The sequence below is a fragment of the Sphingobium sp. DN12 genome (genome assembly GCF_051058005.1).
In the GTDB taxonomy this organism is placed as follows: domain Bacteria; phylum Pseudomonadota; class Alphaproteobacteria; order Sphingomonadales; family Sphingomonadaceae; genus Sphingobium; species Sphingobium yanoikuyae.
The window spans coordinates 3,327,425-3,341,647 of the sequence record NZ_CP173717.1; the positions used below are offsets into that span (position 1 = coordinate 3,327,425).

14 protein-coding genes are annotated in these 14,223 nt (G+C 65.9%); 7 read left to right on the forward strand and 7 right to left on the reverse strand.

Going from position 1 to position 14,223, the window contains the following annotated elements; translation table 11 throughout:
• Positions 1-43 precede the first annotated feature (43 nt).
• Positions 44-496 (forward strand): peptidylprolyl isomerase, encoded by a 453-nt coding sequence (locus ACI6S0_RS15600; RefSeq protein WP_004208636.1) that lies wholly within the window; start codon positions 44-46, stop codon positions 494-496.
• 104 nt (positions 497-600) lie between these two features.
• Here ACI6S0_RS15600 and ACI6S0_RS15605 read toward each other — a convergent pair whose 3' ends face one another.
• Both ACI6S0_RS15605 and ACI6S0_RS15610 read right to left on the reverse strand, forming a co-directional pair.
• Positions 601-1,287, reverse strand: a complete 687-nt coding sequence (locus ACI6S0_RS15605) for a hypothetical protein (RefSeq protein WP_434403645.1) — start codon at positions 1,285-1,287, stop codon at positions 601-603.
• Between the two features lie 32 nt (positions 1,288-1,319).
• Positions 1,320-2,045, reverse strand: coding sequence for a peptidase (locus ACI6S0_RS15610; RefSeq protein ID WP_097384601.1), 726 nt, complete (start codon positions 2,043-2,045; stop codon positions 1,320-1,322).
• Positions 2,046-2,360: 315 nt separating this feature from the next.
• On the opposite strand from ACI6S0_RS15610, the gene ACI6S0_RS15615 reads away from it, so the two are divergent.
• Positions 2,361-2,915, forward strand: a complete 555-nt coding sequence (locus tag ACI6S0_RS15615; protein ID WP_004208639.1) for an outer membrane protein — start codon at positions 2,361-2,363, stop codon at positions 2,913-2,915.
• 163 nt (positions 2,916-3,078) lie between these two features.
• Positions 3,079-3,993: a bifunctional helix-turn-helix transcriptional regulator/GNAT family N-acetyltransferase gene (locus tag ACI6S0_RS15620; protein WP_434403646.1), complete on the forward strand. Its 915-nt coding sequence runs from the start codon at positions 3,079-3,081 to the stop codon at positions 3,991-3,993.
• A 179-nt stretch (positions 3,994-4,172) separates the two neighbouring features.
• Here ACI6S0_RS15620 and ppc read toward each other — a convergent pair whose 3' ends face one another.
• The gene (gene ppc, locus ACI6S0_RS15625; RefSeq protein WP_434403647.1) at positions 4,173-6,875 is read right to left on the reverse strand and encodes a phosphoenolpyruvate carboxylase; all 2,703 of its coding nucleotides are present in this window, start codon (positions 6,873-6,875) and stop codon (positions 4,173-4,175) included.
• 114 nt (positions 6,876-6,989) lie between these two features.
• Between ppc and ACI6S0_RS15630 the strand changes: the two genes are divergently transcribed.
• Positions 6,990-8,438: an ATP-binding protein gene (locus ACI6S0_RS15630; RefSeq protein WP_004208642.1), complete on the forward strand. Its 1,449-nt coding sequence runs from the start codon at positions 6,990-6,992 to the stop codon at positions 8,436-8,438.
• Positions 8,435-8,899: a low molecular weight protein-tyrosine-phosphatase gene (locus ACI6S0_RS15635; RefSeq protein ID WP_434403648.1), complete on the forward strand. Its 465-nt coding sequence runs from the start codon at positions 8,435-8,437 to the stop codon at positions 8,897-8,899. Before ACI6S0_RS15630 ends, ACI6S0_RS15635 begins: the two co-directional genes overlap by 4 nt.
• 12 nt (positions 8,900-8,911) lie before the next feature.
• On the opposite strand, the gene ACI6S0_RS15640 is transcribed toward ACI6S0_RS15635, so the two are convergent.
• From ACI6S0_RS15640 to ACI6S0_RS15655, 4 genes are all read right to left on the reverse strand, one after another.
• Positions 8,912-9,292, reverse strand: a complete 381-nt coding sequence (locus ACI6S0_RS15640) for an OsmC family protein (protein WP_434403649.1) — start codon at positions 9,290-9,292, stop codon at positions 8,912-8,914.
• An 11-nt stretch (positions 9,293-9,303) separates the two neighbouring features.
• A complete protein-coding gene (locus ACI6S0_RS15645) occupies positions 9,304-10,200 on the reverse strand; it encodes a pirin family protein (protein ID WP_434403650.1) in 897 nt (298 codons plus the stop codon).
• A gap of 29 nt (positions 10,201-10,229) precedes the next feature.
• Positions 10,230-10,550, reverse strand: coding sequence for a hypothetical protein (locus tag ACI6S0_RS15650; RefSeq protein WP_434403651.1), 321 nt, complete (start codon positions 10,548-10,550; stop codon positions 10,230-10,232).
• Positions 10,551-10,697: 147 nt separating this feature from the next.
• Positions 10,698-11,396: a pirin family protein gene (locus ACI6S0_RS15655; protein ID WP_004208647.1), complete on the reverse strand. Its 699-nt coding sequence runs from the start codon at positions 11,394-11,396 to the stop codon at positions 10,698-10,700.
• Positions 11,397-11,518: 122 nt separating this feature from the next.
• Here ACI6S0_RS15655 and ACI6S0_RS15660 point away from each other — a divergent pair, with 122 nt between their 5' ends.
• Positions 11,519-12,448, forward strand: coding sequence for a LysR family transcriptional regulator (locus ACI6S0_RS15660; protein WP_434403652.1), 930 nt, complete (start codon positions 11,519-11,521; stop codon positions 12,446-12,448).
• A gap of 178 nt (positions 12,449-12,626) precedes the next feature.
• A complete protein-coding gene (locus tag ACI6S0_RS15665) occupies positions 12,627-14,222 on the forward strand; it encodes a TIR domain-containing protein (protein ID WP_434403653.1) in 1,596 nt (531 codons plus the stop codon).
• The last annotated feature ends 1 nt before the right edge of the window (position 14,223 follow it).

Genomic DNA, 14,223 nt, shown 5'->3' on the forward strand with positions numbered 1-14,223 from the left:
CTATATGAGGCGATCAACGCCTTCCCCAATGAGAGGATCTTTCATGGCCGACGAAACCCTTACCCTTTCCCTCGACAGCGGCGGCGACGTCGTGATCAAGCTGCGCCCCGATCTGGCGCCCGGCCATGTCGAACGCATCACCACCCTTGCCAAGGACGGCTTCTATGACGGCGTGGTCTTCCACCGCGTCATCCCCGGCTTCATGGCGCAGGGCGGCGATCCGACCGGCACCGGCATGGGCGGTTCCAAGCTGCCCGACATCAAGGCCGAATTCAGCCGCGAACCGCATGTCCGCGGCGTGTGCTCGATGGCCCGCGCGATGAACCCGAACAGCGCCAACAGCCAGTTCTTCATCTGCTTCGACGACGCCACCTTCCTCGACGGCCAGTATACCGTCTGGGGCGAAGTCACCTCGGGCATGGAACATGTCGACGCGCTGCCCAAGGGCGAGCCGCCCAAGACTCCGGGCAAGATCGTCAAGGCGACCGTCGCCTAAGCGACATTCTCCTTCCGGCCGCTGCCAGCCCCGCGACGGGACTGGCGGCAGGCCAAGCCCCGACACCGGTGCGGCCCCGCCGCGCCGGTGTCTGCGTTTCCGGGTCAGTGTTTCCGGGCCATGCCGTCGGTCGCGGAAATCAGCTGCGCGGTCTGGGTCGCATTCTCCGCCTCGTCCGCCGGCGGCGCGACATAGGCGCCGATCGATTCGATATGCCAGCGCCGGTCCGCCTCGCTCGCGCCCGGCACCGCATCGACCCGGCGCAACACCACCTGGCGCAGCCGATACCAGGGCTTGCCGTTCGCCTTCAGCCGGCCATAGACCTGCACCGGCACCGTCACGAAGCTTGATCCGGCCGCGCCCTCGATCTCGGCCGGGCTGCCGATATTGGCATGGATCTCGCTGAAGCCACGGAAGCGCGCGGCAAAATGCGCATCATCCTGCGCGCCGATCGCGCTCTTGTCGTTCCACAGATCCTGCGCGTCGCTGAAGCGCTTTTCCTCCAGCAGGCCATAATAGCCCTGCACCACCTGCGCCGCGCCCTGCGCGCTGTCGGGGTCGATCGCGCCTTCCTCGGCCGGCGCCGGTTCGACCGGCAGCCCGCCGGGCGTGCCGGGCGCCGGCGGCGCCAGCGGCTCCATCAGCGCCTGCGCCTCGGCCCGGACATTATTCTCGACCTGGCTGGCATTGGCGCCATTGGCCAGATTGTCGATCGCGCTTTCCTCCCGCCCGTCACAGGCGGCCAGACTCGTCAGACCCAGCAACAACGCGGCGCCAGCCATCCCCCTCATGCCAGCCATCCCCCTCATGAACGTCTCCCGCATTATTGGGGCCGGGTCCGAACCGGATCGCGCCCACTGCCTCTTGTCCCGGCGTCCGACCGCATGCGCGGCGCCGGACGGGCGCTCCCGCCCATGTCACGCGGCGGGCGCGCCGCCTGGGGCGGGCGCTGGCCGGGCTGCGGCACATAGCGCTGGTCGCCGCCGCTGGCGCCGGGACGCCCGCGGCCGGGCGTGTCATTGCCGCGCGGCGGACGCGGACGGCTCCAATTGCCGTCATTGGGCCGACCATCGCCGCCATTCCAGCCGGGGCGACCGCCAGGGCGTCCATCCCCCGGCCGATTGCCATCGGGGCGCCCGTCACCGGGACGATCCCAGCCCGGCCGACCATCCCCCGGACGTCCGTCACCGGGTCGCCCATAACCGGGCCTGCCGTCACCGGGCCGACCATTGCCCGGCCGGTCCTTGCGGCGCGCTTCCCAGTAGCGGCGCTGGCTGTCATTCCAGCGATGCCGCGCCCCGGCGCGGTCATAGACATAATAGCCGCGTCCCGGATAATAAAAGTCGTTGTACCAGCCGCCATAATAGCCAGGCGCATAATTATAGCCGGGCCCGTAATAGCCGTCGCCATAATAGCCGCCACCGCCATAATAGCCGGTGCCGACGCTCACGCCGCCATAGCCATAGCCGTCATCATAGGCGCAGCCCCCCAGGGCCATCGCGCTCGCGAGACCAAGCGCAGCCAGGAATCGTGATCCGGTCCGCGTCATTGCCTGTCTCCTCATATGCTTCATGACCCCGGTTAACGCCGCGCGGTTGAATTGGTGGTGAATGAAAAGCGGTTCAAGATCGGGCATTTATCTGCGGTTCAGAAAAAGCGACTTTCGTTCATCCCCCTGACAGAAACCGTGTCGTTTCCAACACATAATCATGGCCCGGGCAATATTTCGCATTTCGTTCAGGAAACCTTCCGCCGGCCCCGACCATTGATGCCCCATGTCCTCGCAGACGCTTGCAGCGCACGGGACATGCCGGCGGGTCCACACCCCGGCCTAATTTTCAGAAACAGATAAAGGGTCACCCCCATGAAGACACTGCTTTTCACGGCAGTTGCTGCCGCCACCCTGTTGCCTGCCGCCGCCATGGCGCAGGAAGACAGCAGCTCCACCCGCCGCATCGAACCCTATGTCGGCGTGATGGCGGGCGTGCATAATTATGACAGCGAGACCAGCAAGGAGGGCATTCCCCCCGTCGGCTACAAGGGCCGCATGGTCGAAGGCGTCGCGGGCGTGAACTATAATGTCGCCGGCCCGCTCGTGCTGGGCGTCGAAGGCACCGTGTCCAAGGGCGTCAGCGGCGACATCGACTGGGAATATGGCGCGGCCGGCCGCGTCGGCGTGAAGGCCGGCAAGGACAGCATGTTCTTCGGCAAGGTCGGCTATCAGTGGACCAATTTCGACGCGCTGGGCAAGGATAGCCGCGACTATCATGGCATGACCTATGGTGCGGGCCTGGAACTGTCGCCCGCCGACCTTGGCAGCTCGGCCGAGCGCAGCAATGTCCGCCTGCGCGTCCAGGCCGACACGACCGGCAATTTCCATTCGATCCGCCCGATGGCCGGCGTCGTCGTCAAATATTGATCGCATGAACGGGTGGGCCGGCCATTGATCGGCCCGCCCGTCCAGCCTTCATCCCTTTCCATAAAGGGATCTGGGGTGCGGGACGGCCATGGACTGCGGCCGTCCCGCATTCGCCTGTTCCAATATAGTTGACTGCGTCAACAATCCATGCTGAAGCGTCGGCATGGAACAGGCCATTGCAACCATCCGCACCTTCAACCGCTTCTTCACCCGCCATGTGGGGGCGATCGACGCGCGCTTCCTCGACAGCGACGCCAACCTACCCGAGGCGCGGCTGCTGTTCGAGATTGCCCGGCTGGAACCGGTGCTGGCCAGCACGCTCCAGGCCGAACTGGACCTGGATCGCGGCTATTTGAGCCGCATGATCTCGCGCTTCGAGAAGAAGGACTGGATCGTCCGCGACCAGGAAGCGGCCGACGCCCGCGCCCGGCCGATCCGCCTGACCACCGCCGGCCGCGCCGCCTTCGACCAGATCGACAGCCGCCAGCGCGCCGTCGTCGCCCAGGATCTGGACCGGCTCGACAGCGTCGAGCAGCAGGATCTGCTCCAGGCGCTCACCCGCGCGCGGCTGTTGCTCGATCCCGCCAGCGGCGGCCCCTTCACCATTCGCCCCTTCCGCACCGGCGAGGTCAGCCAGGTCGTCACCCGCCAGTCGATCCTCTACGCCGCCAGCCATGGCTGGGGCCGGCCGCTCGAAACGCTGGAGGCCGAAACCGTCGCCGCCTTCCTGCGCGACTTCAAGCCGGATCGCGAACAATGCTGGATCGCGGAGATCGACGGGGTCATGGCCGGCGCGATATTCCTGACCGACGAGGGCGACGGTCTTGCCCGGCTGCGCCTGCTCCATGTCGAGCCTTTTGCGCGGCGGCGCGGAATCGGCGACGCGCTGGTCGCCACCTGCCTGCAATTCGCCCGCGACAAGGGCTATCGCGCCGTCACGCTCTGGACGCACAAGATATTGGAACCCGCCCGCCGCATCTATGCCCGGCACGGCTTCGTCTGCGTGTCGAGCGACGTCCACACCGTCTTCGGCGACCCGATCGAGGGCGAGACCTGGCGCGTCGCCCTCCTCCCCTGACCGCGCCTGTCCTACCCAGCAGGGCGATGCTATAAGGGGGATGGACCGGCTGGCCGCTCGCAACATGATTTCCCACAATTGATCGATACGATCAAAATGTGCGGGAAATGTGCGAAGTTAAGCGCGGCAAATCCTACAGAGCGGGTCGGCCATCCCCACCCGCTCCGTAGCGTTCCAACTCAGCCGCTGTTGCGCAGCGCGGTCGCGATCGCATTGATCGACAGTTCGATGCCTTCCTTGATCCGGGCATCATCCTCGCCGGCGCGATAGCGCTTGAGCAGTTCGACCTGCAGCAGATTGAGCGGCTCGATATAGGGAAGCCGCAGCCGGATCGACGTCTCGGTCGTCGGGCTCCGTTCCAGCAGGCGCGACTGGCCGGTGGCCGCCAGCAGCCCGTCATGGGTCAGCGACCAGCCCTCGCGGATACGCCCGAACAGCGTTTCCGCCTTGGCCTGATCCTCGACCAGCGGCAAATATCGCGCCGCAATGCCCAGGTCCGACTTCGCCAGCACCATCTCCAGATTGGCCAGCGCCGACTGCAGGAAGGACCAATGCTGCGCCATGTCTGCCAGCAGCGCCTTGTCCTCGAACGCGGCGATCGCATGGCCGAAACCATACCAGCCCGGCAGCATCACCCGCGCCTGCGCCCAGCTGAACACCCAGGGAATGGCGCGCAGATCCTCGATCGCGGTGCTCTTGGTCCGGCTCGCCGGACGCGACCCGATCTTGAGGCCGGAGATTTCCTGGATCGGGGTGAGCTGGCGGAAGAATTCCTTGAACCCCTCCGTGCCGTAAACCAGGTCGCGATAGGCGGTGAAGGCGTTCTTCGACAGTTCATCCATTGCTGCGGCAAAGCGGGCGGCATCCTTCGCCGACACGCCTTCGGGTTCCAGGCTGGCGAGCAACGTCGCGCTGGTCATCGCCTCCAAATTGGTCATCGCCACGTCGCGCGTACCGAACTTGGCGGCGATCACCTCGCCCTGTTCGGTGATGCGGATGCGCCCCTGCACGCTGCCGCGCGGCTGCGCCTGGATCGCCTTGAAGGCGGAGCCGCCACCGCGCCCGACCGCGCCGCCGCGACCATGGAACAGCTGCATCGCCGCCCCGGCCTCGGCAAAGACCGGCTCCAACGCCTGGCTCGCCTTGTAGAGGCTCCAGGTCGAGGTGATGTAGCCGCCATCCTTGTTGCTGTCGGAATAGCCGATCATCACTTCCTGATGGCCGCGCGCCTGCACCACCCCGGCAATTTCGGGCAGGCCGAAATAGGCGGTCATGATCTTGGGCGCGGCCTCAAGGTCGCCGATCGTCTCGAACAGCGGGATCGACATGATCGCCGCCTTGGCCGGGTCGCCATTTTCCGGCGCGCGCCACAGCCCTGCTTCCTTCAGCAGGATATTGACCTCCAGCATGTCGGACACGCTTTCGGCCTTGGAAATGATATAATGAGTGATGCACTGCGGCCCATAGGTGCGGTGCGCCTCGGCGGCGGCATGGACGATCGCCAGCTCCGACGCCGTTTCCTCGGAATATTCCGAAAAGCGCGTGCCGAGCGGCCGGTTGGTCGCCAGTTCCTTGCGCAGCAGGGCGATGCGGGCAAATTCGTCCAGCCCGGCATAATCCGCCTCGACCCCCGCAACCTTCAGCAGTTCGGCGACGACGCGCTGATGCACATCGCTATTCTGCCGCATGTCGAGGGTGGCGAGATGGAAGCCGAAGGTTTCGACCGCGCGGATCAGCCGGCCGAGCGCGCCGCCGGTCGACAGCGCGCCATCGCCCTCGCTCGCCAGCCCCTGCGCCACGGTGACGAGGTCGCGGCGGAAATCGCCCGGCGCGGCGTAAGGCTCGCCCTTCAGCGCCGACGGGCGCGGCGGCGCCTTGCCGACCAGATGGACATAGGTGGTCACCAGTCGCGCATAGATGCCCGAAATAGCCCGGCGATAGGGCTCGTCCTGCCGGCTGGGCGATGCGTCGCCGCTCGCCTCCGCCAGCGCCAGCACCGCTTCGGGCACATGGGCGAGTTCGGTCGAGACCGACAATTCCGCGCCCAGCGCATGGATCGATTCCATATAATAAGCGAGCGCCGCCTCGCAGCCACGGCCCAGCGCCGATCGCAACTGCGGCGCCTGGACGAACGGGTTGCCGTCGCGGTCGCCGCCAATCCAGTTGCCGACCCGCAGGAAACTGTGCGGCCGCGCGCCCAGCACCCGTTCCCACCGGCCATAGAGCGCCGGCAGCGTCGGCAGGAAGATGTCGCGGAAATAGGTCAGGACATTGTCGATCTCGTCCTGCACGAACAATTTCTCGCGGCGCAGCGGCCGCGTCTGCCACAACAGCGCGATCTGGCGGAAGATCGCCTCGTCCAGATTCTCGCCATCATCCGTCTCGGTCCGTCCGGCATCCTTGAGCTGCATCAGGTCGGCGATGCGATTCTTGTGATCGATCATGCTCTTGCGCCGCACCTCGGTCGGGTGGGCAGTCAGCACCGGCACGATCAGGCTGTGCGACAGCAATTCCAGCACCGCATCCTTGCCGATGCCATGCGATTCGAGCCTGGCGACCGCCGATGCGACATCGGCGCCAGGTTCCGCCGCCACCCCCTGTCGATCCTCGGCCAGATTGGCGAGCATCGAGAACAGCATGAAGCCGCGGGTGAAGTTGAGCGTGTCGTCGAGATTGAGGGCATCCAGGCCCGTGTCGGTCAGGTCCGCGCCCTGCAGCCCGCGCGCGCGGTCGACCGAGGCGGAGCGGATATATTCGGTCTGCTTGTAGAGTTTCTCCCCGCCATAGGCCCGAATGACATCGCCCAGCAGGCGTCCCAGATAACGGATGTCGGGATTCTGCGTGATCGCAGGCGCGGATTGGGCGGGGTTTATGCTCTCCATGATGGATCGATGCTGCATCGCAACAATGCGATGGTCAAGATATTACGCGGCCAACGCTGGCAAAGTCGCCAATACGGGTTGCGCGCAGGCCACAGGCTGGGCCAAAGGACGTTCGTGACCGCCAGCATCAGCATAGGAAATGACGGCACGGGCAATCCCGTGCTGGTCGATGTCGAGGAACTGCTTGCCACCCGTCTGCTCGTCCAGGGCAATTCCGGGTCGGGCAAGTCGCATCTTCTGCGCCGCCTGCTGGAGGAAAGCGCGCCGATGGTGCAGCAGGTGGTGATCGACCCGGAAGGCGATTTCGTCACCCTGGCCGACGAATATGGCCATGTCGTCATCGATGCCGGCGATTATAATGAGCGCGAGATCGTCAAGATGGCGGCCCGCATCCGCGAACATCGCGCGTCGGTGGTGCTGAGCCTCGAGTCGCTGGAGCTGGAAGCGCAGATGCGCTGCGCCGCGACCTTCCTGTCGACCCTGTTCGATGCACCGCGCGACCATTGGTATCCCGCTTTGGTGGTGGTGGACGAGGCGCAGATGTTCGCCCCGGTCGCCGCCGGCGATGTGTCGGACGAGGCCCGGCGCCTGTCGCTCGCGGCCATGACCAACCTGATGTGTCGTGGCCGCAAGCGCGGCCTGGCCGGCGTCATCGCCACCCAACGCCTGGCCAAGCTGGCCAAGAATGTCGCGGCCGAAGCCTCCAACTTCCTGATGGGTCGTACCTTCCTGGACATCGACATGGCCCGTGCTGCCGACCTGCTAGGCATGGAACGGCGCCAGGCCGAGCAGATCCGCGATCTGGAGCGTGGCCGCTTCCTGGGGCTTGGCCCGGCGATTGCGCGCCGCCCGGTGGCGGTGAAGATCGGTGCGGTAAAGACCGGCACGCGCGGCGGCACGCACAAGCTGATGCCGCCGCCGATCACCACCGGCGAGGATTTTCAGGAATTGCTGTTCGCGCGGGTCGAGGAAGAATCGATGCCGCCGCCTCCGCCCCGCGCCGAACCGCCGGCACGCCCGGCCGAGGAGATCATGCGCCAGCTCGCCGATGTGCCGTCGGCCAAGCCGGCCGCGCCGGAACTGGATTTCGGCGAGAATGAGCCGATCGTGATCGCCGTGCTGGACGAGATCGTCGCGGACCTGGGCGAAGCCGTGCCCAGCGTCGCCGCCCTGTTCCAGGATTTCGGCGTCCGCTGCCGGATGAAGGGGCTGCGCAAGCCGCCGCTCGACCTGCCCGCATTCCGCAAGCGCTTCGCCATGGCGCTCGCCGGCATGAGCGATTCGGCCGACCCGCGCTGGGAAGAGCCGATCCGCGCCGCCGATCCGGTGCCGGAAGATATGCTGGCGCCCTTCCTGCTGATCGCCCGCGCGGCGATGGAGGGCGAGCCCTGCCCCGAGGACACCGTGCTGGCCCGCGCCTATGGCACCAGTTCGCCCGGCCGCGTCCGCCGGCTGATCGAATATATGGAGAAGCTGGGCGTGATCGTCGCGCGCACCGATTTCGGCGGCCGCCGCTCGATCGGCATCCCGGCGCTCGGCCTCAGCACGGCCGCGGCCGAATGACGCAGGCGTCGGTCCTGTTCGTCTGCCTCGGCAATATCTGTCGCTCCCCGCTGGCCGAAGCCGCGCTGCGGGCGGAGGCCGAACGGGCGGGTCTTGATATTGTCGTGGATTCGGCCGGCACCGGCGACTGGCATGTCGGCGATGCGCCCGATCCACGCGCGCAGGGGGTGGCGCGGCGCCATGGCATCGACATCAGTGGCTATCGCGGGCGCCAGGCGAAGTCGGGGGATTTCCACCGCTTCACCCATATCTTCGCGCTCGACAGCGACAATCTCGCCAATCTGCGCCGCATCCGCCCCGCCGACGGCACCGCCAGCCTGTCGCTGCTGATGGATCTGGTGCCGGGACGCGAGGGCAGCGGGGTCACCGACCCCTATTATGGCAATGACGCCGGCTTCGACATCACCTGGGACGATGTCACCCGCGCCGCCAGGGCGATCGTGGCTAGGCTCCAGACCTGACCACCAACGCGATCAGGCCAGCATCGTCGCGATCGGCAGGCCCTGTTTCAAGGTCAGCGTGACCGGGGTCCGCTCGGCAACGTCAGCCAGCCGTGCCCGCTGCTCCGCATCCAGCCCGACGATCGTCAGCGTCCGGTCGATCCGCTTTTCCTCCTTGCCCGACAGGCGCAGCGCCACGTCGAGCGATTCCAGCGGCCAGCCCTTCTTTTCCGCATACATGCGCAGCGTGATCGCGGTGCAGGCACCCAGCGCCGCCAGCAGCAGATCATAGGGGGCCGGGCCAAGATTGGCGCCGCCCAGCGCCTCCGGCTCGTCGGCGGTGATGGCATGACCGCCGACGACGATTTCCGTGCGATACCAGTCCTTGCCGATATGGGCGCTACCCTGGGCCATGATGCTGCTCCTTATGCCGGGAGGGGGATGAATTCATGCTCGTCGGGCACCGGGGCGAAGCGCTGGGCCTGCCAGTCGGCCTTGGCCTGCTCGATCCGATCGGGCGAGGAAGAGACGAAATTCCAGAAGATATGGCGCTTTTCGGGCAGCGGCTCACCGCCCATCAGCATCAGCCGGGGCGCGCCTCTGGCGCGCAGGATGATCTCTGCGCCGGGCTTGAACACCACCAGTTCACCGCTCGCAAAGCCGCCGGTCTGGCCGACCACCTCGACCTCACCCTGCACCACATAGATGGCGCGTTCGACATGCTCGGCCTTGAGCTGATAGCGGGCGCCGTCCTGCAGCGCGATATCGGCATAGACCATGTCGGAGAAGGTCTTCACCGGCGACACCAGACCGTCGGAACTGCCGGCGATCAGGGTCAGGCGCGTGCCTGCATCCTCGATCGTCGGGATTTCGTCAGCCTTGTGATGCGCAAAACCGGGATCGACTTCCTCCGCCTGCGTCGGCAGCGCGACCCAGGTCTGCAGGCCGAACAGCTTGCCGCCCTTGGCGCGATTTTCCTTGCTGGTACGCTCGCTATGGACGATGCCGCTGCCGGCGGTCATCCAGTTGACCTCGCCGGGGCGGATCGACTGGACCGATCCGACGCTGTCGCGGTGCAGGATTTCACCCTCCAGCAGATAGGTGACGGTGGCGAGGCCGATATGCGGGTGCGGCCGCACGTCCAGCCCCTCGCCGCTGTTGAAGGTCGCCTCGCCCATCTGGTCGAAGAAGATGAAGGGGCCGACCATGCGGCGATGCGCGGACGGCAGCGCGCGGCGGACCGAGAAGCCATCGCCCAGATCGCGGACCGGGGGCAGGATGACCAGATCGACGCCGTCGACTTCTGAAGTGCGGATGGACATGGGACTTATCCTCTTTTCGGAAAATGGGGTCAGGCGCCGAGCAGCGCCAGCGCCTCGATCTGGGCGCGGCTATAGCCCTGCACAGCGAGTGTGGGGACATGGCGTTCGGCAATCGCGCGGGTGCGGCCGGATTCGCAGAGAAATTCGCGGACATTATGCAGATGCGGGGCGAGCGTGACCGGCTGGGCCTTTTTCGGTCCCAGGATCGCGTCGAGCGCATGGCCGATCCGCGAGCGGACCGGGCCGGCCGCTGCCGGTTCGCCACAGCCGCAATCGGCAACGGCGCTCAAGGTGGCCTTCACGTCCTGCCATTCGGCGGAGCTGAGGCGCGGGGTGGCGATGTTCAGCATGAGAAGGCTCCCTGTTCGTCTGGACCGTTTCGTTGGCTTCCTTCTAGCGCGATCATGCTTTCAGGATCAGCCGGATAAAATCGGCCACTCTGTTCTATATTCTGGAAAAGAAGGGGCGCATGACCCGCGCCCCTTCCCTTTTTATCGTCAGGCCGCATCGACCAGCACGATCTCGCTATCCTCGATCGCCGTCACGCGGATGACATCCAGATCCTGGATCGCCACGCCGTCACGGGCATTGGCCCGCACATCGTCGATCTGGATCGCACCGGTGGCCGGGACCAGATAGGCTTTGCGATCCTTGCCGATCGGATATTCGGCGCTCTCGCCCGCCTTCAGCGTCGCGGCGACAACCCGCGCATCGGTGCGGATCGGCAGCGCGTCATTGTCATTCCCGTAACCCGACGCCAGCGTCACGAACTGGCCGCTGCGCTCGCCCTTGGGGAAGGGACGCGAGCCCCAACTGGGCGCTTCGCCGTCGCGGGTCGGGATGATCCAGATCTGGAAGATCTGTGTCGTCACATCCTCGCGATTATATTCCGAATGGGTGATGCCGGTGCCAGCCGACATGACCTGCACATCGCCCGCCTCGGTCCGGCCCTTGTTGCCCAAATTGTCCTGATGGGTGATCGCGCCTTCGCGGACATAGGTGATGATTTCCATGTCGCGGTGCGGGTGCGGCGGAAAACCGGTGCCCGGCGCGATCGTGTCGTCATTCCAGACGCGCAGATTGCCCCAATGGACGCGGGCGGGATCATGATAGCCGGCGAACGAGAAATGATGCTTGGCATCCAGCCAGCCATGATTGGCACCACCCAGGCTGTCGAAAGGACGAAGTTCGATCATCTTGTGTCTCCTGCGGGCGGCGCATCCATGATGGGGCCGCCCTGTCGAAGACCCAATTAGTGCTTGAACGCATTTCCGTTCAGATGGATAAAATCCATCGAAACGTTCCAGGAAATCGAACAGTGAACAATCCCGGTACCCCGACCTTCGACCAGCTGCGCATCTTCCTCACCATCGTCGACACCGGCAGTTTCGCCGCCGCCGGGCGCAAGCTCAATCGCGCCGTGTCGGTCATCAGCTATGGCATCGCCAATCTGGAGGCGCAGCTAGGCGTGCTGTTGTTCGAGCGTGAAGGCACCCGCAAGCCGCAGCTGACCATCGCCGGCCGCGCGCTGCTGGCGGAGGCACGCAACATCGCCCATGGCATGGATGGCCTGCGCGCCAAGGTGAAGGGCCTGCTCGACGGGCTGGAGGCGGAGGTCAATCTGGCGGTCGACGTGATGTTGCCGGCCGAACGGCTGGGCAAGGTGCTGCGCGCCTTCGCGAAGGAATTTCCCACGGTGCAGTTGCGCCTCCATGCCGAGGCGCTGGGCGCGATCGTGGCGATGGTGCTGGATCGGGGCGCGGTGATCGGCATTTCCGGGCCGCTGTCGGCCGGGGTCGAGGGGATTGAGAGCATGTCCGCCGGGCTGGTGCCGATGGTCCCGGTCGCCGCGCCCGATCATCCGCTCGGCCGGATGGAGGCGATCGCGCCGGGCGCCGGTCGCGACTATACCCAGCTGGTGCTGACCGATCGGTCGCGCTTTACCGAAGGCCGCGATTTCTCGGTCGCCAGCCCCAAGACCTGGCGCCTCGCCGACCTGGGCGCCAAGCATGCGCTGCTGCGCGAAGGGATTGGCTGGGGCAATATGCCACTGCCGATGATCGAGGCGGATCTGGTCGCGGGCACATTGGTGCGGCTCGCCATGCCCGATCATCCCGGCGGCACCTATCGCTTTTCCGGCATCTGGCGCCGCGACACCCCGCCCGGCCCCGCCGCATCCTGGCTGATCGCGCAATTCGTCGCGCTGGGCGCGGACGATCGCGAGGCGGCCGGGATGAGCGACGTCTAGGCGTCCGCCAAAGACCGCGTCATCCCGACGATACGACGCTTCCCCTTGATGAATCATGTTTTTCTGGCACACCCAAGGAGATTGCGGCGGGGTCCGACAAGATGGCGACCATGTATCGCCGACCGGGCTCAGGCCGACAATGACAGGTGGGGGACAATGGAGTGAGTGCGGGTCGCGCATGAACAAGGTCAAGGAGGCGCCTGCCACGGTCGGCGCGCGCCAATATCGTGCTTTTCTGAGCTACAGCCATGCCGACGAGCGCGCGGCGGGAAAGCTGCATCATTGGCTGGAAACCTACCGGATGCCCAGGCGCCTGGTCGGCATACAGGCCGGCCGGGCGGCGGTCCCGCGCCGGCTGACCCCGATCTTTCGCGATCGCGCCGAATTGCCGGCCGCTTCCAGCCTCGACGAACAGGTGCGCCTGGCCCTGTCCCAGTCGGACGCCCTGCTGGTGCTATGCTCGCCAGCGGCGAAGGCCTCGCGCTGGGTCAATGCGGAAATCGCGCTGTTTCGCGAACTTCATCCCGACCGGCCGATCATCGCCGCGCTGGTCGCGGGTGAGCCGGTCGACAGCTTTCCCGCCGCGCTGATCGCGCGCGACGCCGATGGCATAGAGCGTGAACCGATCGCCGCCGATTTCCGCGCCGACAGCGACGGCCCCAAACTGGCCCGGTTGAAGATCGTCGCCGGCCTGACCGGCGTACCGCTCGACCAGATCATCCAGCGCGACGCCCAGCGCCAGTTGCGCCGCGTGATAGCCGTCACATTTGTTGCGCTTTTTCTTGTCCTATTGATGGCGGCGATGCTGGTCTTTGTCGCGCGGGCAAGGAGCGAGGCAGAAAGCCAGCGCCAGCAGGCAGAGGGACTGATCGAATTCATGCTGACCGATCTGCGGGAAAAGCTGGAGGGCGTTGGCCGGCTCGACGTGCTGCAGACGGTGAACAAGCGTGCGCTCGCTTATTATGCCGACCAGCCCGACCTGGAGACATTGCCGAGCGATTCGCTCGAACGGCGCGCCCGTATCCTGCAGGCCATGGGCGAGGATGATTTCAAGCGCGGCGACACGCCAGAGGCCATCGCCCAGTTCCGCGAGGCCTATCGCGTCACTTCAACCCTGCTGGCCGCCGCACCGAACGATCCGCAACGCCTGTTCGCCCATGCCCAGAGCGAATTCTGGCTCGGCTATGTCGATTTTATCCGCGATCGGAACGACGCCGCCCTGACACGCTTCCAATCCTATCAGGCGCTGGCCGAAAGGCTGGTGCAGTTACGACCGGCGAACGACGCCTATTGGCGGGAACTGGGCTATGCGCAGGGCAATATCTGCACCATCGCCCTCGCCAGGAAGAATCCCGACAGAACATTGCAAAGCTGCAAGGGCGCGCTCGACACCATGATGCGGGTCCAGCGCCTGGTGCCCGGCGATCCGGCGATCGCCGCCGACCTCGCCAATCGCCATGCCTGGATGGCGGACGCGCTGCGCCTGCAGGGGGATGACCGGGCGGCACTGGTGCAGCGAGAAAAGCAGGACGCGATCCTGCGGTCGCTGCTCCGGCGTGATCCGAAAAATGCCGGCTATCTGCAGGACTGGATGCTGGCACGCTATTCCATGTCGAACCTGCTCTATGATCTGGGTGAAACCGATCGCGCCAAGGCGCTCCGCGCCGAAGCCCGCGCCGACGTCGCCGACCTGGTGGCGCGCGATCCGGCGAACAAGGACTGGCAGGTCTGGCAGGGCAAGCTGGCCAAACCATTGACGAAGGGGAGCAAATAAA